21 protein-coding genes are annotated in these 26,611 nt (G+C 36.9%); 11 read left to right on the forward strand and 10 right to left on the reverse strand.

Annotated features, from left to right (window positions below):
• Positions 1 to 2: 2 nt before the first annotated feature.
• Both DYE19_RS02495 and mnmC read right to left on the reverse strand, forming a co-directional pair.
• Positions 3 to 2,987, reverse strand: a complete 2,985-nt coding sequence (locus DYE19_RS02495) for a TonB-dependent receptor domain-containing protein (protein ID WP_115322493.1) — start codon at positions 2,985 to 2,987, stop codon at positions 3 to 5.
• Positions 2,988 to 3,167: 180 nt separating this feature from the next.
• Positions 3,168 to 5,180, reverse strand: coding sequence for a bifunctional tRNA (5-methylaminomethyl-2-thiouridine)(34)-methyltransferase MnmC2/FAD-dependent 5-carboxymethylaminomethyl-2-thiouridine(34) oxidoreductase MnmC1 (gene mnmC / locus DYE19_RS02500; protein ID WP_115322494.1), 2,013 nt, complete (start codon positions 5,178 to 5,180; stop codon positions 3,168 to 3,170).
• A gap of 151 nt (positions 5,181 to 5,331) precedes the next feature.
• Here mnmC and fabB point away from each other — a divergent pair, with 151 nt between their 5' ends.
• A complete protein-coding gene (gene fabB / locus DYE19_RS02505) occupies positions 5,332 to 6,552 on the forward strand; it encodes a beta-ketoacyl-ACP synthase I (RefSeq protein WP_049213902.1) in 1,221 nt (406 codons plus the stop codon).
• Between the two features lie 87 nt (positions 6,553 to 6,639).
• Here fabB and cmoB read toward each other — a convergent pair whose 3' ends face one another.
• Both cmoB and putP read right to left on the reverse strand, forming a co-directional pair.
• Positions 6,640 to 7,605 (reverse strand): tRNA 5-methoxyuridine(34)/uridine 5-oxyacetic acid(34) synthase CmoB, encoded by a 966-nt coding sequence (gene cmoB, locus DYE19_RS02510; RefSeq protein WP_115322495.1) that lies wholly within the window; start codon positions 7,603 to 7,605, stop codon positions 6,640 to 6,642.
• Positions 7,602 to 9,116, reverse strand: a complete 1,515-nt coding sequence (gene putP, locus DYE19_RS02515) for a sodium/proline symporter PutP (RefSeq protein ID WP_115322496.1) — start codon at positions 9,114 to 9,116, stop codon at positions 7,602 to 7,604. Before putP ends, cmoB begins: the two co-directional genes overlap by 4 nt.
• 152 nt (positions 9,117 to 9,268) lie before the next feature.
• Here putP and rng point away from each other — a divergent pair, with 152 nt between their 5' ends.
• The 3 genes from rng to DYE19_RS02530 all read left to right on the forward strand — a co-directional run bounded on the left by rng (position 9,269) and on the right by DYE19_RS02530 (position 13,694).
• Positions 9,269 to 10,744 carry a ribonuclease G gene (gene rng / locus DYE19_RS02520; protein WP_115322497.1) on the forward strand — a complete coding sequence of 492 codons (1,476 nt, stop codon included), beginning with the start codon at positions 9,269 to 9,271 and terminating at the stop codon, positions 10,742 to 10,744.
• A 181-nt stretch (positions 10,745 to 10,925) separates the two neighbouring features.
• Complete coding sequence (gene tldD, locus DYE19_RS02525; protein WP_115322498.1) at positions 10,926 to 12,374, forward strand: metalloprotease TldD; 1,449 nt, start codon at positions 10,926 to 10,928, stop codon at positions 12,372 to 12,374.
• A gap of 123 nt (positions 12,375 to 12,497) precedes the next feature.
• Positions 12,498 to 13,694 carry an aspartate aminotransferase family protein gene (locus DYE19_RS02530; RefSeq protein ID WP_115322499.1) on the forward strand — a complete coding sequence of 399 codons (1,197 nt, stop codon included), beginning with the start codon at positions 12,498 to 12,500 and terminating at the stop codon, positions 13,692 to 13,694.
• Positions 13,695 to 13,843: 149 nt separating this feature from the next.
• Here the strand turns inward: DYE19_RS02530 and DYE19_RS02535 are convergent, their stop codons facing one another.
• The gene (locus DYE19_RS02535) at positions 13,844 to 14,542 is read right to left on the reverse strand and encodes an epoxyqueuosine reductase QueH (protein ID WP_049213908.1); all 699 of its coding nucleotides are present in this window, start codon (positions 14,540 to 14,542) and stop codon (positions 13,844 to 13,846) included.
• A 325-nt stretch (positions 14,543 to 14,867) separates the two neighbouring features.
• Positions 14,868 to 15,839, reverse strand: a complete 972-nt coding sequence (gene ispB, locus DYE19_RS02540; RefSeq protein ID WP_115323566.1) for an octaprenyl diphosphate synthase — start codon at positions 15,837 to 15,839, stop codon at positions 14,868 to 14,870.
• A gap of 234 nt (positions 15,840 to 16,073) precedes the next feature.
• Between ispB and rplU the strand changes: the two genes are divergently transcribed.
• From rplU to cgtA, 5 genes are all read left to right on the forward strand, one after another.
• A complete protein-coding gene (rplU, locus tag DYE19_RS02545) occupies positions 16,074 to 16,385 on the forward strand; it encodes a 50S ribosomal protein L21 (RefSeq protein ID WP_115322500.1) in 312 nt (103 codons plus the stop codon).
• Between the two features lie 20 nt (positions 16,386 to 16,405).
• Positions 16,406 to 16,663, forward strand: coding sequence for a 50S ribosomal protein L27 (gene rpmA / locus DYE19_RS02550; protein ID WP_049213910.1), 258 nt, complete (start codon positions 16,406 to 16,408; stop codon positions 16,661 to 16,663).
• 63 nt (positions 16,664 to 16,726) lie between these two features.
• Entirely contained in the window at positions 16,727 to 17,659 is a 933-nt protein-coding gene (locus DYE19_RS02555) for a DMT family transporter (RefSeq protein ID WP_115322501.1), read from the forward strand.
• Between the two features lies 1 nt (position 17,660).
• Positions 17,661 to 18,578, forward strand: a complete 918-nt coding sequence (locus tag DYE19_RS02560; protein ID WP_115322502.1) for a DMT family transporter — start codon at positions 17,661 to 17,663, stop codon at positions 18,576 to 18,578.
• An 8-nt stretch (positions 18,579 to 18,586) separates the two neighbouring features.
• The gene (cgtA, locus tag DYE19_RS02565) at positions 18,587 to 19,759 is read left to right on the forward strand and encodes an Obg family GTPase CgtA (RefSeq protein ID WP_115322503.1); all 1,173 of its coding nucleotides are present in this window, start codon (positions 18,587 to 18,589) and stop codon (positions 19,757 to 19,759) included.
• A gap of 66 nt (positions 19,760 to 19,825) precedes the next feature.
• Here cgtA and aroA read toward each other — a convergent pair whose 3' ends face one another.
• The 3 genes from aroA to serC form a co-directional block, all read right to left on the reverse strand.
• Entirely contained in the window at positions 19,826 to 21,148 is a 1,323-nt protein-coding gene (gene aroA, locus DYE19_RS02570) for a 3-phosphoshikimate 1-carboxyvinyltransferase (protein WP_115322504.1), read from the reverse strand.
• A gap of 32 nt (positions 21,149 to 21,180) precedes the next feature.
• The gene (gene hisC, locus DYE19_RS02575; RefSeq protein ID WP_115322505.1) at positions 21,181 to 22,278 is read right to left on the reverse strand and encodes a histidinol-phosphate transaminase; all 1,098 of its coding nucleotides are present in this window, start codon (positions 22,276 to 22,278) and stop codon (positions 21,181 to 21,183) included.
• Positions 22,279 to 22,347: 69 nt separating this feature from the next.
• On the reverse strand, positions 22,348 to 23,430 hold the full coding sequence (gene serC, locus DYE19_RS02580; RefSeq protein ID WP_115322506.1) for a 3-phosphoserine/phosphohydroxythreonine transaminase: 1,083 nt from the start codon (positions 23,428 to 23,430) through the stop codon (positions 22,348 to 22,350).
• A 193-nt stretch (positions 23,431 to 23,623) separates the two neighbouring features.
• Here serC and DYE19_RS02585 point away from each other — a divergent pair, with 193 nt between their 5' ends.
• Positions 23,624 to 23,959, forward strand: a complete 336-nt coding sequence (locus DYE19_RS02585) for a DUF496 family protein (protein WP_049213993.1) — start codon at positions 23,624 to 23,626, stop codon at positions 23,957 to 23,959.
• A 54-nt stretch (positions 23,960 to 24,013) separates the two neighbouring features.
• Here the strand turns inward: DYE19_RS02585 and DYE19_RS02590 are convergent, their stop codons facing one another.
• Positions 24,014 to 25,231 (reverse strand): MFS transporter, encoded by a 1,218-nt coding sequence (locus DYE19_RS02590; RefSeq protein ID WP_115322507.1) that lies wholly within the window; start codon positions 25,229 to 25,231, stop codon positions 24,014 to 24,016.
• Positions 25,232 to 25,618: 387 nt separating this feature from the next.
• Here DYE19_RS02590 and manX point away from each other — a divergent pair, with 387 nt between their 5' ends.
• Entirely contained in the window at positions 25,619 to 26,596 is a 978-nt protein-coding gene (manX, locus tag DYE19_RS02595) for a PTS mannose transporter subunit IIAB (RefSeq protein WP_049213918.1), read from the forward strand.
• Positions 26,597 to 26,611 lie beyond the last annotated feature (15 nt).

The following is a 26,611-nucleotide window of genomic DNA, read 5'->3' on the forward strand; positions in this document are numbered from 1 at the left end:
TATTAGAAGGTTAATTCAGCGGATAATCTAAAATTTCGACCAGGCGCATAAAAACGTTTGATTCCTGCTCCTGTATTTTGATCAATGAGATTAATCGTGCCAATTGAACGAATTGAACGAGCTGAGTCCCAAGTAATATATTTTTTATTCGTCATATTATATAAACCAGCAGTCAACATTAGATTCTTAAACGGTTTAGCATAAATAATCGTATCGATTGTCATGTAGTGATGATTACGCCATGCTAATGTATTATCAGTTACGCTTTTCCCTTGAATTAAAGCCCCATTTTTCTTTTGATCCTCCCAATACATGTTATAAGTTTGATGCCGTTTTTTCTCCGCAACATCGGTAATGAAGAAGTCAATTCCGTATTTGTCATCTTCAGTTGCATAGCCAATGTTATATATTGCGGTAGTGGGTTGAATGGCATTCATTGGGATCTTGCTTTCAATTTTGCCTTTTTGATGCGTCAGTTTATAACCTATTCTGAAGCCAGCTAACTTGTGATAAAGCGTTTTTAATTCTAAGCGAGCATTTATTTCAAGTCCTGTTACTTTAGCCTTATCTCTATTATGATTTTGGTAGAATGGATAGCTGATTGAGCTGCCTTCATCAACTGCACGTTGTCCAACATAAACTAGATCAATAAAATGATCATAATCAGTTTGGAATGCACTTAAAGTAATAAAACTTTGATTTTTATATATTGTCATTGCTACTTCTTTTGTTTTAGCAATTTCAGGCTTTAAATTGACATTCGGCGTAATTGAGAAACTTGGGTGCTTAAATGTCATGAACATTTCATCGGAAGTTGGCGCCCTAAATCCATTTGAATATTTAAATTGGACACGCATCCAATTTAATGGATCGATGTTTAACCCGAAATTGTAAGAATGATGTTTGTATGCTTTGTTTTGCAACATCATTGCAAGGTTTTGTGCGACATTTTTATTCATACATTCGGTGTTATAGCCACATTTTGCTCCAATACCGTAAGCGTTCTCAGGTAATGGAATAAAGATACCCGCAATTAGCCCTTTGGGTACAGGTACATTAGGATTGTAACTTGGTCGATGTTCTACTTTGTCATAGCGGTAATTGAGATCTAAGTTTAGCCAATTGGTTAGCCTAATATTGTCCCCCAAATAAAGAGCTTGGTTTTTGGTTTCTACTGGAATTAGGTAACTATAACGTCCATTAACATTTTCTCTTAAATTACCTGTACAAGAGCCAGTTGGCCAGTAATCTGGACGCGGTTCATATTGTATAGGATAAGTGCCACTAATACTTTTATTACAGAAGAACGCATCAGCCCACCATTGAACATTGCCACCTTTATAACCATCTTTATTGACCATGCTTTTGTGTGTTTTATTATAGAGACCGCCATATTTTAGTTGATGTGCCATTCCCCAAGTTGAGAACTCTTTACCAAAATCTAAATTGATTTGTTTGGTGTCCGTGTTGAGATCGCGATCGTTATAATCATTACGGCTATAACCTGCGGAGAAAGGTAAAATAAATTTAACTTCCTCATATTGTTTTCCTCCCCAATTGTTAGCTTGAGATTTGAGCTCAATTTCACCGTATTGTCGACCATCAGCAAGCGTTTTAAGGGTAATCTCTCTTTCTTCAAATTTGTAGACGTCTTCGGATTTTTCATTTTTTTTGACAAAGACTTTAAATTTTTTCTTACAGTTAATTTTAGAGCAATCAATTAATGTTGTCTGTGGTGAATACTCTCGGTAATCAAATCCTGAAATGACTTCACCTTTAGAATTTTTATATTTGACTTCTTTGCCCCAAGTACCCTCTATTACTTCTGCGGTAATTTCACCACCTTGTTTATCGGCAATTTTATTGACACCAGTACTGCTATCAAGCGCTAAGCCTTGCTCATTTAATACAGAAACACATTTTGGTCCACTGCAATACTCATCTGTTCTTGCCTTATTTTTAATTTTTTGTGAGGAAACGGAGACTTTAAAATGATCCCAAAGGGCTGTTTGTGTAAAGTTTTCATAAGCAAACTGGATATTCTTGCGATGAGAGCTATCGTTCGTTTTTCTTTCTCCATAGATTTCAGTATTCACATAGCTACTTGGTCTTAATGTATAAGATAAATCTTCTCCACGCGATCTTAGTTTAGAATCATCTAATGCGACAGTAAAACGATGTTCTTCATGGGGCTGGAAACCAAATTTAATTAAGGTGCTATCTCGAGTTATATCATAAGGATCTGTTTTTTCACGTGTTTTTCCAACAGCTGATTTATCTTTTTCTTGGTTTGTATAGATATCATAAAAATAGTTTTCGATTTCATGACCTTCACGGCGTGTATTGATGAATAACAGATCAAACCATTTATATTTTCCTGCTAAAGTGACAGAGGTGATATCTTCGTTATTCATACTTTGATAGCCACGTTTGACACCAATATGGTAATTTTTATTAAGGAGATAATCGCGAGCATCTTTAGTTTCAAATATGACAGAACCGCCTAGTGCTCCACTACCTGATTTAATTGAGTCCGCGCCTTTAGTAATAGTCGCGACTTTAACATTCTCTATTTCTATGCCATTACGTGTATTATTAAAATTACCATAGCCTTCAAATAGTTCTTTAAATCCTTGTGAGCTTAATGTTTCAGCCTGACGTAAGCCATCAATCATAATGCCAACACGATTTTCATCAACGCCTCGTACCGCATAGCCACTAGCACCAGTACGTCCTGTTTCAACAACAGTAATCCCTGTTTCATAGCGGACTAAATCTCGACTATCAGAGACTTGTTGTTTATGTATTGTTTGTGAGTTAATTTGGCTTTCGCCTACTTTGTTTTCTTGGATATTCATGTGTTCGGTATTTCCACCAGAAACAACAATCGTATCAAGTTGTTCGATATGTTCTACTTCTTCTGCAAGGGAAGGGGGGCTTAATGTTAAAGCGGCTAGTATTAATGCATACTGCTTATTTAATTGCATAGATACCTCTTTTACTACTAATAAAATTGATTATGAAAATCATTTTCAATTATAGAGGCGATGTTTAGAAATGAAAAGGGCAACTTGTAGGATATTCGCCCAAATGGGTAAATTAAGTTAACTATTTAAATTTATTGATGATTTTATAGTATAAATGTCATTCAAATTGGCTAAATTTTATTATTTTTTGACAATAGTTCCTTTTAATAGTTTACGGATCCAACTCCGATTAGCTTGAAGTTGATGCATAATATCTTGACTCAAAGGTAAAGGCTCCTGATAAATGAGTGAAGCAAGGGTTTCTCCTAACAAAGGAGCAGAAGTGAGTCCTCTTGAGCCTAAAGCGGCGATTAAGAATAAGTTATCAAAATTGGCTGCATTTTTTATCGATTGTTTACGGCGGCGCAGATTGTAAAGATGTTGGTAATCATCTAATTGTTGCTCAAATTTTGGTACATTTCCTAACATAGGAATACGATCGCGTACTGCACAGCGAATACCAACACGCGCTTGATTGCCTGATGTATCAATTTCTTTTGTCCAGTTGACGTTGAGGTTAGTTTGAATTTTTTGCTGGTTTTCTCGTTGTTCAGCCAAACTAAATTCTCGTGAATCACAATCACGTACATGACTTGCACCAATGCAATGAGTATGGCTTTGTGCCATAGGAGTGAGATAACCATCATAACATACAACCGTTTTTAGCTGTTTTAAATGTTCAGTCGTCGGGATCTCACTCACTTGCCCACGTACAGGATATAAAGGCAAATGTGCTGTTTGAGTAAACTCAGTAATTTTATGCCCGTTTGCTAAGATCACAACTTGATGTTTATATTGTTCTCCTTGTGCATTTGTTAGTTGCCAACCATTTTCTTGCTGTTCAAGTGCGGTCACTTTTTGCTGGGTTTTAATTTCAAGTCCGCATTCAACTAAATAGGCAAACATGTTTTGGACAAATTGGCGCGGTGCAAGCCAAGCACCTTGTGGAATAAATCCACCAGAACAGGCTAAAGGCAGTCCAACTTTTTCACTCAATTGTACTGGTGAAAGGGGGGAATATAAGCTTTGAGGCCATTGATAGTGTGAAATTTTCTCTAATTTGACCGCACTTTTATGGTCATAGCTACAAAGTGCTACGCCACAGAACGAATGCTCAAAAGGAATCCCTTGCAGGATTGCCTGTTGTAAACGTTGTTGTCCATAAGCAAAGGCATGAATATAAAAGCGAATATTAATCAAATCATCATCACTGAGTTGTGGATAGAATGCACCTTGTTTATTACCTGACGCATTGAGAGCAATATCTTCGTCTTCACAATAAAGTGTCACTTTAGCTTGACGCTCTAATAAAGATAAGGCACAGAATAATGAAGCAATGCCGCCGCCAATAATGGCGATATTTGGTTGTGGAGTAACCTGAGCAGGTTGTGCTAGATACCAAGGGAAGTGAATAGGAGCTTGGCTAGAATTAGGTTTGTTACCTTGTAAGCATTCGCGTTTTTTTCCATAGCCCTTGCGCTTTTTAACTTCAAAACCTACTTGTTCTAAGCCTTTTCGTACGGTACTTGCTGCAGTAAAAGTAGCAAACGTGCCTTGTTCTTTGCTGTAGCGATACATATGTCGATAGAGTGTATCATTCCACATTTGTGGATTTTTGCTCGGAGAAAATCCATCAAGAAACCAGGCATCTATTTTGTTACACATATAATCACCAAGTTGAGGGAGATTATCGATGAGATCGCCAAACCAAAGATCCAATGTGGTTTCGGCAAAATGGAAGCGATAACAACCCTCAATAGGTTCAAGCCAATATTGCTGTAATTGTTGAGCTAATTGTGTAAATTCAGGGTAAGTTTGATGGGCAAGCTTGAGTTGTTCAAGTGGAATAGGATATTTTTCAAAAGAAATAAAGAATAAGCGTTTAAGTGGTGCATTTGGATATTGTTGACGAAATTCACGAAATAATATTGTTACTGCAAAAAAATTAAGACCCGTACCAAATCCTGTTTCAGCAATGACAAAATGTTCAGATGGATAGTTTTGCCAACGTTGCCACAATTGATTGCCTTGTTGAAAGACATAGCGACTTTCAGCAAGTCCGTCTTGGTTAGAAAAGTAGATATCGTCAAATTCAGCAGAAACAGGCGTGTGATCTTGGTTGAAATGGACTTCTGCAAATTGAATTTTCTTCATGACTTTTTATTCCTTTATAGACAAGCTGAATCGTACTATAATAACGAAATTTTCTGTACTGGTCGAATGATCGAATTACTACTTGAAATCTTGTAGTTTGGAGGCTATTTTATCGACCATATTTTCATTTCTGAACAAAAAGGAATACTCTATGAAAAGAGCGGTTATTACTGGTTTTGGTATTATTTCGAGTATTGGTAACAATAAAGACGAAGTATTAGCGTCATTAAAAGCAGGTAAATCAGGTATTGAAGTAGTGCCTGAGTTTGTAGAAGTTGGCATGCGTAGTCATGTCGCTGGTACTATTAAGTTAAATCCAAGCGAATTAATCGATCGTAAAATTTATCGTTTCATGGGGGATGCCGCAGCTTATGCTTATCTTTCTATGAAAGAAGCGATTGAAGACGCGGGTTTAACGGAAGAACAAGTTTCAAATGATCGCACAGGATTAGTTATTGGTGCGGGAACAGGCTCTGCGCATAATCAACTTATTGCTTGTGATGCGGTGCGTGGTCCACGTGGTGTTAAAGCAGTCGGGCCTTATGCTGTGACAAAAACGATGGCATCTAGTGTATCTGCTTGTTTAGCAACACCATATAAAATTCGTGGTGTAAACTATAGTATCAGTTCAGCTTGTGCGACATCAGCACACTGTATTGGTCATGCACTTGAGTTAATTCAGCTGGGTAAACAAGATATTGTCTTTGCTGGTGGCGCAGAAGAACTGTCTTGGGAGTGTGCAACAGAATTTGATGCAATGGGCGCAGTATCTACTAAATATAATGAAACACCAGAAAAAGCATCACGTGCTTATGATGCAAATCGTGATGGATTTGTCATTGCTGGGGGTGGTGCAGTTGTAGTTGTTGAAGAACTAGAACATGCACTTGCACGTGGAGCGAAAATTTATGCAGAAATCGTTGGTTATGGTGCGACTTCTGATGGCTATGATATGGTGGCGCCAAGTGGTGAAGGTGCTGAGCGTTGTATGAAGCAAGCAATGGCAACAGTAGATACACCTATTGATTATATTAATGTGCATGGTACTTCCACACCAGTTGGTGATGTGAAAGAGTTAGGGGCAATTAAAAATGTTTTTGGTGATAAGGTGCCTGCGATTTCATCAACTAAGTCAATGACAGGTCACTCTTTAGGTGCTGCTGGTGCTCATGAGGCAATTTATACTTTATTAATGTTAGATAATGACTTTATTGCGCCGAGTATCAATATTGACACTTTAGATGAACAGGCTGAGGGTTGTAATATCGTTACTGAAACAGTTGAGAATGCAGGCTTGCAAACAGTGATGTCGAACAGTTTTGGCTTCGGTGGAACAAACGCAGCGTTAATTTTTAAAAAATATCATGGCTAATAACATAAAGGCGGATAATATATTCGCCTTTATTTTTGTATTCAAAAAGCTGACGGGGCGTCAGCTTTTTTGTCGTACCTATCCTTATTATTTATTAGCAAGAATGACAGCCCGAGTAGGAGCTTGGTAGCCTTCTATTGTTTTAGTGTGATCATTAGGATCTAAGAAATCAGCTAAAGATTCATTTTCTAACCAATCTGTTTTACGTTGTTCTGCTAATGTAGTTAGCGCAACATCAACACAACGAACATTTTTGAAACCTACTTTTTCTAACCAGTGAATTAAGGCTGGGACAGAAGGAATAAAGTAAACATTTTTCATTTTGGCGTAGCGATCAGCAGGGACAAGGACGGTATTGATATCGCCATCGACAACTAATGTTTCGAGTACGAGTTCGCCGCCTTGTATAAGCTGACTTTTTAGTTGTGTTAAATGATCTAATGGTGATTTGCGATGGTAAAGGACGCCCATTGAGAATACTGTGTCAAAAGCAGCAAGAGGTTGCATTTCTTCAATACCTAAAGGAATGAGATTTACTCGACGATCATTGTTAAGTAATTTACGTACTGCTTCAAATTGACATAAAAATAACTCGGTTGGATCAATGCCTACGACCATTCTTGCCCCTTCGCCTAACATCCGCCACATATGATAGCCACTGCCACAACCGACATCTAGAATCGTGCGTCCTTGCAGCGGAGCAAGGTGAGGTAAAACACGCTCCCATTTGAAATCAGAGCGCCATTCACAATCAATATGTATACCATACAAATGATATGGACCTTTGCGCCAAGGCATTAATTGTTTTAGATGATAGACAAGGCGTTGTTGCTCTCCTTGTGATAAAGGTGAAATTTGCTCAGATTTGACCGCACTTTTTAGATCAATATGATCAGCATGTAAGTGTGGTAAGAAATCAACCACTTTTGCCCATTTGGCATAATCACCATGAGTTTGTTTTTCCCATTGTTTTAATTGTAAGGGTAAAGTTTCTAGCCATGCAGATAACGGTGTTGTGGCAATTTGTTGATAAAAAGGACGAAAATCAATCATAGTGCATTTTTATAAGCTGTTTTTGCTTGTTCAAACCTGTCAGTAACTTGTTGTTCAGGTGCCTTTGAAAGGAAAGATACAACGATAATAACTAAACTAGCGAGTAAAAAGCCTGGCACCATTTCATACAGCTGATGTAATTGAGACTTTTCAGGTGTCCAAGACTTCCAACCAAAAACGACAATCGCTCCAGTTAACATACCACATAATGCAGCACTGGATGTCATGCGTTTCCAAAAAAGGGAAAAGAGTAAAACTGGACCAAAGGCACAACCAAAACCAGCCCAAGCAAACTCAACAAGTTTCAGAACTTTACTGTGTTCATCTTGTGCAATCCAAATTGCAATCGCGGCAATAGTGAGAACCATCGCTCGACCTAGCCAAACTAATTCTTTATCAGAGGCCTTAGGACGGATAAAGCCCTTATAGAAATCTTCTGTGATCGCACTAGAAGAAATTAACAATTGTGCGCTTAATGTACTCATAACTGCCGCTAAAATAGCAGATAATAAAACACCTGCTATCCAAGGATTAAAAAGTAATTTTGCAAGTTCGATAAAGACTTGTTCAGATTCTTTATTTACTAAACTTGCAACTTGTGGATTAGCGTAGAAGTAAGCAATACCAAAGAAACCAATACCGATTGCACCTAACAAGCAAAGTACCATCCATGTCATACTGATTTTGCGAGCGTTATTGAGTGATTTGACCGAATCTGCCGCCATAAAACGTGCAAGAATATGAGGTTGACCAAAATAACCTAATCCCCAAGCAGCCAAACTTAATAAGCCAAGTGGTGTTGTACTACTGAAAACATCTGTGAAATCCTTTTGCATTACGCTTTCTGCTTGCTGAAGAGCTAAAGTGAAATTATCTAGTCCTCCCAGATGAAGTAATACAAAAATCGGTGTTAAAATTAAAGCGAAAATCATTAAAGTTGCTTGAATTGTATCAGTCCAACTAACGGCTAGAAAACCACCAATGAACGTATAAGCAATAGTTGCTAATGCGCCATACCAAAGTGCGGTTGAATATTCAACAGAAAATAAATTTTGAAAAAGTTTGGCACCTGCAACAACACCTGAAGCACAATAAATTGTGAAAAAAATAAGAATAATACTAGCAGAAACAATTTTTAATGTGTTATTTGATGTGCCAAAGCGGCTATGGAAGTATTCTGGTAGTGTTAATGCATTATTGTTAAATTCAGTATAAATTCGAAGTCGACCAGCGACAAATAACCAGTTTAAATAAGCACCAATTGTTAACCCAATTGCTATCCAGCCTTCAATTAAACCTGATACATAAATCGCACCAGGTAAGCCCATTAATAACCAACCAGACATATCCGATGCACCAGCTGACATTGCGGTAACAAAGCTACCTAATCGACGACCACCTAAAATATAATCAGACAAATTATTAGTATAGTGATAAGCGAATATGCCAATCAATAACATACCGACAATGTAAATAGTAAATGTAATTATTGTTGGATCTAATCCAAACATTCTAACCTCACAAAGATGCTAAAAATATTATTTTTATGTGCCAAAATTTGAGAAAGCTCACATTTTACCTTATTTGACACTATTATTCTATTTTCCTTTTCGTTAGACTAATGAGCAATTTATTTTTAAAAATTATCAAGTTAGGTAAAGTTATGGATTCTGTTGAATTATTAGTCAACGTTACCCCCAACGAGACTCGTATTGCTTTAGTCGATATGGGTATTTTGAAAGAAGTCCATATTGAACGACAAGCTAAACGTGGAATTGTTGGTAATATTTATAAAGGTCGCGTGACACGAGTATTGCCTGGTATGCAATCTGCTTTTGTTGATATTGGCTTAGAGAAAGCGGCTTTTTTGCATGCGTCCGACATTGTTTCACATACAGAATGTGTCGAGGAGAGTGAACAAAAACAATTTGTAGTTAAAGATATTGCTGAACTTGTTCGGGAAGGACAAGATATTGTTGTGCAAGTTGTAAAAGATCCTCTTGGTACTAAAGGAGCTCGTTTAACTACGGACATTACGTTGCCTTCTCGTTATCTTGTGTTTATGCCAGAGAATAGCCATGTTGGTGTGTCTCAACGTATTGAGAGCGAAGAGGAACGAGCAAGACTAAAAGAGTTAGTGCTGCCATTTTGTGATGAGCTTGGTGGCTTTATTATCCGCACTGCAGCAGAAGGTACAACAGAAGAAGAACTGAAGCAAGATGCTGATTTTTTAAAACGTTTATGGCGTAAAGTCTTAGAACGGCGCACTAAATATCCAACTAAGTCTATGTTATACGGTGAATTAGCCTTAACACAGCGTATTTTACGTGATTTTATTGGTGCGGGTTTAGAGAAAATTAGAATTGATTCTAAATTGTGTTTTAGTGAAGTAAAGCAATTTACCGAAGAATTTATGCCAACATTAGTGGATAAGTTAGTACTTTATTCAGGTAATCAGCCTTTATTTGATGTTTATGGTGTCGAAACTGCAATTCAGACAGCATTAAATAAGAGAGTTAATTTAAAATCGGGTGGTTATTTAATTATTGAGCAGACTGAGGCGATGACCACGATTGACATTAATACTGGCGCATTTGTAGGGCATCGTAATCTTGAGGAGACGATTTTTAATACAAATATTGAGGCGACAAAAGCGATTGCCCAACAACTACAACTACGTAATCTCGGTGGAATTATCATTATTGATTTTATTGATATGCAAACAGATGAACACCGTCATCGTGTTTTAGAATCGTTACAAGAAGCCCTTGCAAAAGACCGAGTGAAAACAAATGTTAATGGTTTCACACAGTTAGGTTTAGTCGAAATGACACGTAAACGTACTCGAGAAAGTCTTGAGCACGTTTTATGTGGTGATTGTCCTTCTTGTCAAGGACGTGGGCGAGTGAAAACAGTAGAAACCGTTTGCTACGAAATTATGCGTGAGATTATCCGAGTACATCATTTATTCTCGAGTGAACAATTTTTAGTATATGCGTCAAGAGCGGTAGCTGATTATTTAATTAATGAAGAATCACATGGGTTGTTGGCTGAATTAGAAGTGTTTATTGGTAAACAAGTACAAATTAAGACAGAAGTTTATTATAACCAAGAACAATTTGATGTTGTCGTTATGTAATTAATCCTGTAGTTTATTAAAAATAATCTTTGAGAGGTAAAAAGATGGACTAAGGTTCATCTTTTATTGCTTTAAACTATCCCATACACAATATTAACATGAGTATTACTTCCTTTCATCATGACCAAAAATAACATAAAATACACCGCACTTTTTCTATTATTAATGAACATATAAATTTATGATTAAAACAGTCAGTAACACATTACTCGCGCCAACTAACCTTTCATTAAATGACTTGCAAAACACATTTGATTTATTATCACATCGTCATATTGATTATGCAGATTTTTATTTTCAGTTAAGCCAAGATGAAAATTGGGTATTAGAAGATGGCATTATTAAAGAAGGTGGATTTCATATCGACCGTGGTGTGGGAGTCAGAGCAGTAAGTGGTGAAAAAACAGGTTTTGCTTACTCTGATCAAATTAATTTAGCAAGTTTGCAACAATGTGCTGATGCAGTGAAAGGTATTGCGCAATTAAAACAAGGTAACATTATTGTGCCGAGTGTTTTTAATCCTGTTAAGCCTATTTTACGTTATCAGGCAATTAATCCATTAGAGAGTTTAAGTAAAGAGAAAAAAATTGAACTCTTACATTTAGTTGATCGTATTGCTCGTAGTGAGGACTCACGCGTAGTACAAGTTTCTGCAAGTTTAAGCTCTGTTTATGAGGAGGTTTTAATTGTTGCAACGGATGGTACTTTAGCCGCAGATATTCGTCCTTTAGTCCGTTTATCGATAGCTGTATTAGTAGAGCAAGATGGTAAACGTGAGCGTGGTAGCGCGGGTGTAGGCGGGCGCTTCAGCTTAGATTGGTTTTTAGAAAGTGAACAAGGTGAAATCAGAGCAGTTTATTTTGCTAAAGAAGCCGTACGTCAGGCTTTAGTTAATTTGAATGCGATAGAAGCACCTGCGGGGATGATGCCTGTTGTATTAGGTGCTGGTTGGCCTGGGGTTTTATTGCATGAAGCAGTAGGACATGGCTTAGAAGGGGATTTTAATCGTAAAGAAAGCTCTTTGTTTACAGGTAAAATTGGAGAGCTTGTTACTTCACCATTATGTACAATTGTTGATGATGGTACATTACAAAACCGCCGAGGTTCTATGACAGTGGATGATGAGGGAGTGCCAGGTCAATATAATGTATTGATTAAAGATGGCATTTTAAAAGGCTATATGCAAGATAAAATGAATGCACGTTTAATGGGGGTAGCACCAACAGGGAATGGTCGCCGCGAATCTTATGCACATTTGCCGATGCCACGTATGACGAATACTTATATGTTAGCAGGACAAAGTCAGTTTGATGATTTGATTGCTTCTGTAGAGCGTGGGATTTTTGCATCGCATTTTGGTGGAGGTCAGGTAGATATAACGTCTGGTAAATTTGTTTTCTCTACATCAGAGGCATATTTAATTGAAAAAGGGAAAATTACTCAGCCAGTAAAAGGGGCCACTTTAATTGGTAGTGGTATTGAAGTAATGCAAAATATCTCTATGGTGGCGGATCAAGTTGAAATTGATCATGGAGTGGGTGTTTGTGGTAAAGAAGGACAGAGTATCCCAGTTGGTGTTGGCCAACCTGCATTGAAAATTGAGAAAATTACAGTGGGTGGAACCAATTAATATAAAAAATCCAGATGTACTATCTGGATTTTTTATATGTTAATATGAATAATTATTCAAATATATTGACTAAATATTTTTACTAAACTATGCTTTAGAAAAATAAGCAGGAAGGGTAATATAATGACACAACATACGCGTGAAATATTTAATCAAGTCATGATCCAAAACTATATACCTGCGGATTTTATCCCAGTTAGAGGCAAAGGCTGCCGAATTTGGGATCAATCAGGTAAAGAATATATTGATTTTACGAGTGGTATTGCGGTAAATAGTTTAGGACATTGCCCTGATGAGGTCGTAGAGGTATTACAGCGGCAAGGACAAATATTATGGCATTCTAGTAATTGGTTTACGAGTGAGCCGACATTAGCTTTAGCGAGCAAATTAGTCGAAAAAACTTTTGCAGATCGGGTTATGTTTGTTAACTCAGGCGCAGAAGCAAATGAAGCAGCATTGAAATTAGCTCGTCGCTATGCTGTCGATCGTTTTGGTTACCAGAAAAGTAAAATTATCTCATTTAAACAAAGTTTTCACGGTCGTACTTTTTTTACAGTAAGTGTTGGTGGACAAGCCAAATACTCGGATGGTTTTGGTCCTAAACCTGCAGATATTATTCATCTACCTTTTAATGATTTGGATGCAGTAAAAGCAGTGATTGATGATCAGACTTGTGCTGTCATTGTTGAGCTTATTCAAGGCGAAAGTGGTGTCATTCCAGCGAATAGCGATTTCTTACTGGGATTACGTGAGTTATGCTCTCAGCATAATGTGCTATTGATATTCGATGAAGTTCAAACTGGCGTTGGGCGTACAGGGTATTTTTATGCATATATGAAATATGGTGTTGTACCTGATATTTTGACTTCAGCGAAAGCATTAGGTAATGGGTTTCCAATTGGTGCAATGCTAACGACTGATACTATAGCAAAAAGTTTTGCACCAGGTGTACATGGTACAACGTTTGGCGGAAATCCACTGGCTTGTGCAGTGGCGAGCAAAGTCATTGATATTATTTCTCAGCCTACATTTTTAGATAATGTGAAACAAATTTCTGCGCGTTTAGTCGAGGCGTTAGAGAAAATTAATCAGCAATATCAACTGTTTAAGGATATTCGTGGAGAAGGGCTATTAATTGGGGCAGAGTTAGTTGAAAAATATCAAGGACAAGCAAGTGAGTTTGTAAAAAAAGCAGCAGATAATGGTTTAATGATCTTAGTTGCGGGTCCGAATGTATTGCGTTTCGCTCCAGCCTTGAATATTACAGAACAGGAATTAGCGTTAGGGATTGCAAGATTAGCTGACAGTTTGAGATGCTAATAAAATAAATAGAGAGGAAAGTGCGGTCGATATTGACAACATTTATTATTATTTTTGTTGTTAATAAAAAACCACCTTTGCTTAAAAGGTGGTTATCAAGTTAAAAAGTAGAAACCCAGATAATGAATATTTAGCAGATTTCAGTTTGGTTAATCAGCAGAATAGTAGAGCTTGCCAATTTCGATCTTTTGGCGTCCATTAGCTTCACGCCATCTATTTGTGTCACGTAATGAGTAAACACAACCGCAATATTCTTGTTGGTAGAAGCGCTCACGTTTACTAATTTCAATCATCCGTTGTGAGCCACCTCCTTTACGCCAGTTATAATCCCAATAAATTACATCATCATATTTTTCTGCAGCACGGTGCCCGCACCCGTTGATTTGGTTCATATCTTTCCAACGAGAAATACCTAGACAACTTGTGAATACAGGAAAACCATTGTTATGAGCGTATTCAGCTGCTTTTTCAAAACGCATATCAAAGCACATAGTACAACGAATACCCCGTTCAGGCTCATCCTCCATTCCTTTTGCACGATCAAACCAGTTTTGACGATCATAGTCTGCATCAATAAATGGGATTCCCCATTTTTCAGCAAAACGAATATTTTCCTCTTTGCGAATTAAATATTCCTTTAACGGGTGAATATTCGGGTTATAGAAGTAAATCGTAAATTCGATGCCTGAAGCATGAATAGCTTCCATGACTTCGCCAGAGCAAGGTGCGCAGCAAGAGTGCAATAACAATTTGTTATGTCCATTAGGTAATTCTAATTTGGGACGAACGAAAGGTGCGTTTGGATCTTTACCTTTACGTGTTTTTTTCGTTAGAGTTTGATTAGTCATTTTTTATAATTCAATTATTGTATATTGTTTTTAGAAATAGGATGAAAATTATCTTCTCTTAGATGTCAATCAGTCGAGAAATCAGCATAAATATCATTCAGTAAATTATCAAATATTTAAGATAAAAGGTTATTTTAAATAATCATCAGGTTATCAGTTTCGATGTGTTATAAACAGTAATATATGACAAAAATGTTTTACTAAAATTAGCTATAATCTGAAATATAGCTATCCGTCATAACCTGAATATCAAAACTAAAACGGTGACATTTGTCAGATATCAAATAAAGTCAAAAAAATGCTGTGATGAAATATTGCCCTTATTTTAATAATTTCGGTCTACTGATAAATATGCCAATGAAATTAATGCTTGTTTATATTCGCTATCAGGTAAAATCATAATAGAGTCAACGGCTTTTTGCGCTTCTTCTTTCGCACGTAACATCGCATAATCTAAAGAGTTGTGTTCAGCCATAATTGCTAATACATCGTTTAAAATATCGCGTTTGCCACCTTCTTTAATCGCATTGCGAATTAATAGAGCTTGAGAGTCAGAAGCATTATGCATCGCATGTAATAAAGGTAATGTTGGTTTACCTTCAGCCAAATCATCTCCTACATTTTTTCCTAGTTCTTGTGCATTGGCACTATAGTCTAAAATATCATCGACTAACTGAAATGCAGTACCTAAATAGCGACCGTAATTTTGTAATGCTTTCTCTTGTTGTTCTGTTGCTTGAGCAAGGATAGCAGCACAATGAGTTGCAGCCTCAAATAAGCGAGCAGTTTTCCCATAGATAACATTCATGTAGTTTTCTTCGGTGGTGTCTGGGTCATTCACATTCATTAATTGTTGAACTTCCCCTTCTGCAATCACATTAGTGGCATCAGACATAATTTTAAGAATGCGTAGAGAATCCAATTGTGTCATTAATTGGAATGCTCTTGTATAAATAAAATCACCCACTAATACGCTAGCTGCATTACCAAATTCCGCATTAGCTGTTGGATTACCTCGACGTAATTGTGACTCATCGACGACATCGTCATGTAATAATGTAGCTGTATGGATAAATTCAATAAATGTTGCACAAGTGACAGGGAGTTCGCCGTGACAATCCAAAGCACGTGCTGCGAGGATTGCTATCATCGGACGGATACGTTTGCCACCACTTTGAATAATGTAATAGCCAAGCTGATTAATCAACGCAACATCAGATTTTAGCTGTGCTAAAATCGTTTCATTTATTTTTTGCATATCGCTGTGTATTAAGCGCTGAATTGCATCAATACTCATTAAATTATGTTGATTTATCATTGTAATAATTGATTTAAGACCAAATGTGAGGAGATTGTACCGAATTTTCTGTCATTTCTGAAATCAAATCACTCAAATTCATAATTTTTTTATTTTATTGTAAATAAGCGCTTGCTCTTGAGTTATTTTTTGCGTAGAATTTGCGACCTATTTATATGAATTTTTGCAGTGCTAAATGAACAAAACATTACGGCACTATATAGCGGAGTATATATGTACGCAGTTTTTCAAAGTGGCGGTAAACAACACCGAGTAAGCGAAGGTCAAGTAGTTCGTTTAGAAAAACTTGAAGTAGCAACTGGTGAAACAGTTGAGTTCAACTCAGTGTTAATGATCGTTAACGGTGAAGATGTTAAAATTGGTGCACCATTAGTTAATGGTAGTAAAGTAGTGGCAGAAGTTGTTGCACACGGTCGTGGCGAAAAAATAAAAATCGTTAAGTTCCGTCGTCGTAAACATAGCCGTAAACAACAAGGTCATCGTCAGTGGTTCACAGAAGTGAAAATCACTGGGATTCAAGCATAATTTCAGGGGAGATCAAGTAGATGGCAACTAAAAAAGCTGGTGGTTCAACTCGTAACGGTCGTGATTCTGAAGCTAAACGCCTTGGTGTTAAACGTTTTGGTGGTGAATCTGTATTAGCAGGTAGCATCATTGTTCGTCAGCGTGGTACTAAATTCCATGCTGGTACAAACGTTGGTATGGGGCGTGACCACACTTTATTCGCAACTGCTGATGGTAAAGTTAAGTTTGAAGTGAAAGGCGATAAAAATCGTAAATACGTTAGTATTATTACTGAGTAATTTCAAATTCCTAAATAAAAAACGCCTCGCACAAGTTGCGGGGCTTTTTTGTAGGAGTATTTTATGAATCAACAGCCTTTACTCGGATTCTTTTTTGCATTTATCGCCGCTTGTATGTGGGGGTCGTTACCAATAGCTTTACAACAAGTGCTAAAGGTTATGGATGCGCAGACTATTGTGTGGTTCCGATTTGCTGTGGCAGCAGTAGGTTTGTTTTTTATTTTAAAAATCACTAAAACATTGCCTAATTTAGCGATATTGCACTTTCAGCATTGGCTATTGATTCTTTTAGGTATTATTGGTTTGTCCGCAAATTTTTTCTTGTATAATGTAGCGTTACAATATATACCTCCAACGACAAGCCAAGTATTTAGCCCCTTTACCTCTTTCGGTATGATATTAACAGGTGTGTGGTTATTTAAAGAGCATTTTGCATTTCATCAAAAGATAGGTTTGTTACTATTAATTTTAGGATTAATCTTTTTCTTTAATGAGCGATTTTCTGATTTTTTACATTTCAGTCTGTATTTAAAAGGCATCATTATTTGTATTAGTGCGAGCTTAGTTTGGGTTGCTTATGGTATTTGCCAAAAACTAATGTCTAAGCGTTTAGCAGCTCAGCAAGTTTTATTACCGATTTATATTGGTTGTAGCATTGTTTTTTTACCTGTATCAACAATATCGCAAGTCACAAATTTAAATATAATACAAATTGCTTGTTTGATTTATTGTTGTTTGAATACTTTGATCGCTTATGGCGCTTACGCTGAAGCATTGAATCATTGGGATGTTGCTAAAGTGAGTGCAATAGTGACACAAATTCCGATACTAACATTAATATTTTCAGAGATTTCACAGTGGCTCGCACCAGAACATTTTATGCATGAAGACTTAAATTGGATAAGCTATATGGGTGCTTTGCTTGTTGTTTCGGGAGCGTTATTTTCTGCAATAGGGCACCGAATTTTAGAAAAAATCACAAATAGGCAGCAATAAGATGAAGCAACAGAAACCGTTAATGGGATTTTTATTTGCATTAATTACTGTAATGGCATGGGGTTCTTTGCCAATTGCATTGCAACGAGTCGTAGCTGTGATGACACCAGAGACAATTGTGTGGTATCGTTTTTTAGTCGCAGCATTAGGTTTATTTATTATTTTAGGTTTAACTAACAAATTACCTAAGATCTCACAATTTTTACCACGATATCGTCTCTTGGCTATTATTGGTGTGATTGGTTTAGCTGGTAATTTTGTATTATTTAATACATCTTTAAAATATATAGAACCTTCAATGGCACAAATTTTTGCACAGTTATCTTCTTTTACGATGATGATTTTTGGAGTCTTCTTCTTTAAAGAGAAATTACGTTTAAATCAAAAAATAGGTTTAATACTACTAGTCATTGGGTTAATTTTATTTTTTAATGATCGTTTTGGACTTTTTTTTAGTGTAAATGCTTATTCAACGGGTATCTTTTTAGCCGCATCTGCTGCATTAATTTGGAGTATTTATGGCATTGCACAAAAATTAATGCTACGTGAATTTAATTCACAACAAATTTTATTTGTCATTTACCTTGGTTGTATGTTTGTTTTTACTCCATTTGCTGAGGTTAATCAAATTAGTGCATTAGACGGTTGGACATTATTTTGTTTTATTTATTGTTGTTTAAATACGTTAGTGGGTTATGGTGCTTATGCAGAGGCACTTAATCGCTGGGATGTATCTAAAGTCAGTGTTGTAATTACGTTAATGCCTTTATTTACAATTTTATTTTCTTATTTATTGTATTTCTTTTATCCTCAAAGTTTTACAAAGCCAGATTTAAACTCGATCAGTTATATTGGTGCATTTGTTGTGGTATTAGGTGCAATTACTTCTGCAATTGGTCATAAATTTATTAAGCGTTAGGAGAACATATGAAATTTATTGATGAGGCGCTAATCCGCGTTGAAGCTGGTGATGGTGGTAACGGCTGTGTGAGCTTCCGACGTGAAAAATATATTCCCAAAGGTGGTCCCGATGGTGGTGATGGTGGCGACGGTGGTGATGTTTATTTAATTGCAGATGAGAACTTAAATACATTAATTGACTATCGTTTTGAAAAACGTTTTGCGGCAGGACGTGGTGAAAATGGACGTAGTGCAGGTTGTACAGGTCATCGTGGTAATGATATTACATTGCGAGTACCAGTAGGGACACGTGCGATTGATAATGATACTAAAGAAGTGTTAGGGGATTTAACAAAGCATGGTGCTAAAATGTTGGTGGCGAAAGGTGGATATCATGGTTTAGGCAACACACGTTTTAAATCCTCAGTTAATCGTGCACCGCGCCAAAAAACGAATGGGACACCTGGTGAGAAACGCGATCTCCAGTTAGAGTTAATGCTACTTGCTGATGTTGGGATGCTTGGTTTACCTAATGCGGGTAAATCGACTTTTATTCGTGCTGTTTCTGCTGCTAAACCTAAAGTTGCTGATTATCCTTTTACGACATTAGTACCAAGCTTAGGTGTTGTCCGTGTTGATGAAAATCATAGTTTTGTAGTGGCGGATATTCCAGGGTTAATTGAAGGGGCTGCTGATGGGGCAGGATTAGGAGTACGCTTTTTGAAGCATTTAGAGCGTTGCCGTGTCTTAATCCATTTAGTCGATATTGCACCGATTGATGAAAGTGATCCCGCCGATAACATTGCGATCATTGAATCTGAATTATTTCAATATAGTGAAGCATTAGAGGATAAGCCTCGTTGGTTGGTATTTAATAAAATTGATACAATGAGTGATGAAGACGCTCATGCGCGAGCAAAAGCGATTACTACGCGCTTAGGTTCGGAAGATGACTACTATCTCATTTCAGCTGTCACAGGTAAAAATGTACAACCACTTTGTCGTGAGATTATGGATTTCATTGAGGCAAACCCACGCCAAGAAGAACAAGATCTTGAACAAGATACAGAAGTGAAATTTAAGTGGGATGACTATCATCAATCACAATTAGCTGAACATCAATTTGATGAGGACGATGAAGATTGGGACGATTGGTCAGAAGAAGATGAAGAAGGGGTAGAAGTCATCTATAAACCATAAAAAAAGAGCGGTCGGTTTTTACTAAATTTTATTTAAAAAGCTAAGGTTAAAACCTTAGCTTTTTTGTTATGTATTGACTGCTTCTGCTAATTTGAGAAACTCTGTAAAAAAAGTAGGGAAGGTTTTTGCCGTACAATTCGGATCCAATATGGTGACTGGACTGTTGGATAGAGCGATTAGCGAAAAACACATTGCTATACGATGATCATTATAGGTTTCGATTTGAGCATGTTGGAATTTGGTTAGTTCTAATGGTTGAATACGAAGAAAATCTTCACCTTCTTCTACGTCTGCACCAATTTTACGTAATTCGGTAGCCATTGCGGCTAAACGATCTGTTTCTTTAACTCGCCAGTTATAGATATTACGGAGGATTGTTTCTCCTTTGGCAAAAAGTGCTGTTGTCGCAATCGTCATTGCGGCATCTGGGATATGGTTCATGTCCATATCAATCCCTTTAAGCTCACCTTTTTCGACTTGAATAAAATCGTCGCCCCATGTAACGTTAGCCCCCATTTGTTCTAATGAATTGGCAAATAGGCGATCGCCTTGGATACTGTTTTTACCAACACCTCTTACTTTGACTTTACCTTTAATTGCAGCAGCAGCAAGGAAGTAGGAGGCAGAAGAGGCATCACCTTCAACTAAAAATGTTATAGGTGACCGATATTGCTGATTTCCTTTAATGAAAAAGCGTTGATAATTTTGATTTTTAACCTCTACACCAAAAGTTTGCATCATATGCAATGTTATATCAATATAAGGCTTTGAAACTAATTCACCGATAACTTCAATTTCTGTATCTGCTTTTGCCATTGGAGAGACCATCAAAAGTGCGGTCAAAAATTGAGAAGAAATGGAACCCTCTATTTTTATCGTGCCCCCATTTAGACCTGTATTGCGAATTGTGATGGGAGGATAGCCTTCTTGTTCTAAATATTGGATATCTGCACCAGCTTGTATTAGCGCGTCAACTAAATGTTTAATTGGGCGCTCTTTCATACGAGGCTCACCAGTGAGAATAATTTCATTTTTTCCTTCAGATTCTGGTGAAGATAAACATAATGCTGCAGCCAGTGGGCGCATTGCAGTACCTGCATTACCTAAAAATAATGCTAGACCATTTTGCCATTTAAATGGTCCACCTAAACCATCTACTTCACAAATAGATTTATCTTCCGATAGTTGATAGTTAACACCTAATTGTTTCAGTGCATTTAGCATGTGGCGTACATCATCACTGTCTAATAAATTAGTGAGAGTGGTTTTACCTTGTGCAAGAGCAGCTAAGAGTAAAGCTCGGTTAGATAAACTTTTTGAACCGGGTAAAGTGACTTCACCTTCGATAAAATTAATTGGATTTAAAGTAATTGATGTTGCTTGTTGCATGATTTGTTTCATCCCTTACATTAGAAGTGCTGCTAAATATCTAACACTTCGCTTAGTGCTTGAATAAAGCGCTGGTTTTCTTCGGGCAGCCCGATACTAATGCGTAAATGGTTTGGTAATCCATATCCACCAACTGGACGAACAATAACACCTTTACGTAGCAATGCATCATAGATCGGCAAAGCAGGTTGTTGTAAATCTAATAGAACAAAGTTACCTTTTGATGCGATATATTTTAATCCTTTACTAATAAAGAGGTTTTCTAATTGTTTTAATCCTTGAAGGTTATTTTCTGCAACTTTGGCAATAAATTCTTCATCATTAATGACGGCGGTCGCAGCAGCCAGAGCCAAACTATTACAATTAAATGGTTGACGCACACGGTTAAACAAATCGGCTATTTCTGTAGATGAAACTGCATAACCGATACGCAAACCTGCTAAGCCATAGGCTTTAGATAATGTACGACAGACAACAAGGTTTGGATGTTTTGCTAATAATTGAAAAGCATCAACTCGTTCTTCAGGTAACGTAAATTCCGTATATGCTTCATCTAGGACAACAATAATATGATGAGGTACCTTATTTAAAAACTCAGCAATTTCAGCAGTACTTAAAAATGTCCCTGTTGGATTGTTTGGATTTGCAATATAAATGAGTTTAGTTTTATCGCTAATCGCATTTAAAAAACTATTTAAATCAGCGCCATAGTTTTTAGCAGGGATTTCAATTTTTTTTGCATTGATAGCTTGTGTTACTAATGGGTAGACGATAAATGCATATTGTGAAAACATGATTTCATCGCCTTCCGAAGCAAATGTATGTGCAATAAGCTCTAATAAATCGTTTGAACCATTACCTAACGTAATTTGCTCAGGCGCTAAGCCAAACTTTTTAGCGACAGCTTGTTTAAAATAAAATCCATTACTGTCAGGGTAACGAGTTAAATTGTTGAGTTCAGCTTGTATTGCTTGCTTAGCACTTTCAGGTAAACCAAGTGGGTTTTCATTTGAGGCAAGTTTAATAATGTTTGAAATGCCTAATTCACGTTCTAATTCTTCGATAGGTTTACCTGCTTGATAAGGCTGAAGTTGTTTTACTCCTTCATTTACGATATTGATATATTGCATATTTTCCCTTTTATTGATGTGGGTAGAGGAGGTATCTACCCATAAAATGTTTAAAAAATTGACCGCACTTTAGCTATTTTCTGATGAGAATCGCTGCATAAATGCGATCAATGCTTCAATCCCTTCAATGGGCATAGCGTTATAAATCGACGCACGCATACCACCTAGTACTTTATGACCTTTAAGTGCATGTAGCCCAGCTGCAGTTGCTTCAGCAACAAATTTAGCATTTAACTCATCATGGCCTGTCGTAAAAGTGACATTCATTAAAGAGCGATTTTGTTTTGCTACTGTATTGTGATAAAAGTCACTTTGGTCTAGATAGTCGTAAAGCAATTTAGCCTTATCTTGGTTATGTTTTTCCATTGCTTTCATGCCACCCTGAGACAATAAATGTTTGAAAACTAATGCACATAAGTACCAAGCAAAAGTAGGTGGTGTATTGATCATGGAGTCTGCATTTTTTTGTACTTCATAATTCCAAATTGTCGGTGTGGTGTTACGCGCACGCCCAATGAGATCATCACGCACGATCACAATAGTAATCCCTGCTGGACCAAGATTTTTCTGTGCTCCAGCATAAATAAGACCAAATTGACTGATATCAATCTCACGTGACAGAATATTAGATGACATATCAGCAACTAAGATTGCATTGCCAACTTTCGGTATATCAAAGATTTCGACACCACTAATCGTTTCATTTGGGCAGTAGTGGACATAATCATATTGAGTGGCAATGTCGCTAAAATCCAAGTTATTTACTTTTAATTCATGACCTTGTTCAAGAATATTGATTTCATCAATCTCACCAAATAAACGAGCTTCTTTTGCTGCAGTCGCTGACCAATAACCACTTGTGAGGTAAAGCGCTTTACCATTTTCGCTGAGTAAATTCATTGGGATTGCCGCAAATTGACCACGAGCACCGCCTTGTAAGAACAGAATCTGGTAGTTTTCTGGTATATTGTAAAGTTGACGTAAATCATCGACAGATTGTGCTGCCAATTCCATAAATAATTTACCTCGATGACTTACTTCCATGACGGAGGTTTGTTGTTCTTGCCAGTTAAGCAGCTCAGTTTGTGCTTGTGCTAAAACTGCACTTGGTAGCATGGCAGGTCCTGCACTAAAATTAAATACTTTTGCCATTTTCACATCCTTAAATAGAGAAAAATAATTCGTTAGTTTTATCACCTCAGTTCATTCTAGGCAATGGTATTTTGTTGAATTTTTGTTATTTTTAGATTTAATGTTGAAAAACTGAATGAACGCTTTGACGGGGAAGCGAAAAATAGATAAATTAGGAATAGTTAATTTTTATTTATTGTAAGAGAGTCGTATGATGGAAAATGTGAATAAACAGTCATTTCAAGAAGTATTAGAGTATGTGCGTATGTATCGTTTAAAAAATAAATTAGCACGAGATCGTGAAGATAATAACCGTAAAATTCGTGATAATCAAAAGCGTGTGTTGCTATTAGATAACTTAAACCAATATATCCGTGATGATATGTCGATTGCTGATGTACGGGCAATTATTGAAAATATGCGTGATGATTATGAAAGACGAGTAGATGATTATATGATTAGAAACGCGGAAATCTCACAACAACGCCGAGATATTCGTGAAAAAATGAAAGAACAAAAACAAGCACATGAAGCATTAATGAAGAAATAATAATACAAAAAATAAAAGCGGCTTAATTTAAAAAAGAGCCGCTTTTATTTTATCTTAATCTAATTGCTTTCCTTTTAATTCAGGAATTAAGAAGATAGTGGCAATCATATCAATGATATAAATGCTCGCCAAGAAAGCAATGGCTAGTTGGAAAGAGTATGTTGAGACTAATGCCCCTACTACAATCGGTCCAAATCCCCCTACTGCACGTCCTAAATTGAATAATACATTCTGTGCTGTTGCACGCGCTTGAGTTGGATAAGCTTCCGACATTAATGCGCCATATCCACCCATCATACCATTCACGAACATACCTAATATGGCACCTGCGAATAGCATATAAGTAGGATCACTCATTTGTGAATAAGTAAAAATACTGATAACAGCACCGAATTGGAAGAGTAAAAAGCTTGGTTTACGTCCAATACGATCAGCTAGTTGACCAAATAGCCATATACCAAACATCATGCCGCAAATCGTGACAGCCGTCCACAAACCAGATTTAGTTAAGCTAAAACCTAGTTGCTTTGATAAGAAGTTTGGCATCCAGATCATGATACCGTAGTAACCAAAATTTTGTACTGAAGTTAAAATGACGATACCAATACTAATTTTAGTTGTTGCTTTGTCTTTTATTAAGAGTCTAAATGGTTCTAAACGAGAGGCTTTTTGACTTTCAAGTGCGGTCTGTTTTTGTACAAAAATCTCTGGCTCATGTAATTTAGCGCGTAAATACCAAGCAACAAAAGCGGGGAAAATACCGACTAAGAACATGCCTCTCCAGCCAATATGTGGAAGTAATAATGGCGTCAATAATGCAGCCCCTAAAACGCCAACTTGCCAACCTAGTGCAACATAAGAAGAGGCCTTTGCACGATGTCGAGCAGGCCATGCTTCTGCTGCTAGCGCCATCCCTATACCAAATTCACCACCGAGTCCAATACCTGCAATTGTGCGGTAAATGAGAAGATCCCAATAACCTTGTGCAAAAGCACAAAGACCTGTGAAAACAGCGAATAAGACGATAGTCCAAGTTAAAACTCGAATGCGACCATATTTATCACTCAATGCACCAAAGATAATACCACCAGCAACTGCACCAATTAATGTCCAAGTTACTAATGAGCCTGATTGCGCTGGTGTTAGAGCAAGATCAGCTGAAATTGCTGATAACATGAAACCAAGGATAAGAAGATCGAATCCATCCATAGCATAACCTACAGCAGATCCTAGTAAGGCTTTCCAGCCATCTTTATTGACATTGTCATTCATTTTTGAACCTTTTGCTACTCTCTGGTAGCCCTTTAAAGTTGAAAGAAAGAATTTCTTTGTTTAAGAAATCGGCGCGTAGTTTACGGATTTTTTTGAACTTTGCAAGAAAAACAAATGAAAAACATATTTTAATTAAATAGTTAATTGTGTTATTAAAATGTTAAAAAATTTGATTGATTTTTTAAATATACAAATGAAGTATTTTATCTTCATTATTACTGAAGCAATACTCCATATTTTTGTGTAAAAATGTGACTAACGTTATCTTTTTTTATTATTTATAGACAATAATTGTGATCTAAATCACATCATTGTATTTGCCTTTACTCTATAATCCGCGATTCAAATAACTCTATTTGATTTTTAATTTTATAAAGGAGTCAAACAATGACTATTGCTATTATTATAGCGACTCATGGTGTTGCAGCAGAGCAGTTATTGAAAACGACAGAGATGTTGATCGGGGAGCAAGAAAATGTTGCGACTATCGATTTTGTTCCTGGCGAAAATGCTGAAACGATTATGACCAAATATCAAGAAAAGCTAGCGACAACACTATCACATTGCGATCATGTGCTGTTTTTAGTGGATACTTGGGGCGGTAGCCCATTTAATGCAGCTAATCGTGTAGCGGAAGGTCAGGATAATATGGATATTGTGACTGGTGTTAATATTCCTATGTTAGTTGAAACGTTTATGGCACGTGATGATGAGCCGAGTTTACAAGAGCTTGTTGCAATTGCTCTTGAAACAGGTCGTACAGGTGTTCGTGCTCTACGTTATCAAGAAGAGGAGGAATCATCTGCTCAAGACGTTACACCAGCTATTAAGCCTGTTGAGCCAGCTGTAGTAACAGCAAATGGTATTGGACATTTAGAAATCGGTTTGGCACGTATTGATGATCGATTAATTCATGGTCAAGTTGCGACACGTTGGACAAAAGAAAGTAAAGTCACTCGTATTGTTGTCGTTAATGATGAAGTGGCGAAAGATAGTGTTCGCTCAACTATGTTGAAAAGTGTTGCACCGCCAGGTGTCACTGCACACGTAGTGAATGTAGAAAAGATGATTCGTGTATATAACAATCCAGAATATGCTGGTGAGCGTATGATGTTATTGTTTACTAATCCAACAGATGTAGTGCGTTTATCTGAGGCTGGCGTTGAGTTTAAATCAATTAACGTTGGTGGTATGGCATATAAAGAGGGTAAGAAAATGATTACCAGTGCTGTTGCTGTAGATGATAAAGATATTGAGGCATTTAAAGTGCTTGATGCGAAGAATATTGAGCTGGATGTGCGTAAAGTATCAAATGATAGCCGTCAATATATGATGGATTTACTGAAGAAAAATAACCTCATTTAAATAAAGATGTTCATG

The sequence above is a fragment of the Pasteurella canis genome (genome assembly GCF_900454865.1).
Classification (GTDB): Bacteria; Pseudomonadota; Gammaproteobacteria; order Enterobacterales; family Pasteurellaceae; genus Pasteurella; species Pasteurella canis.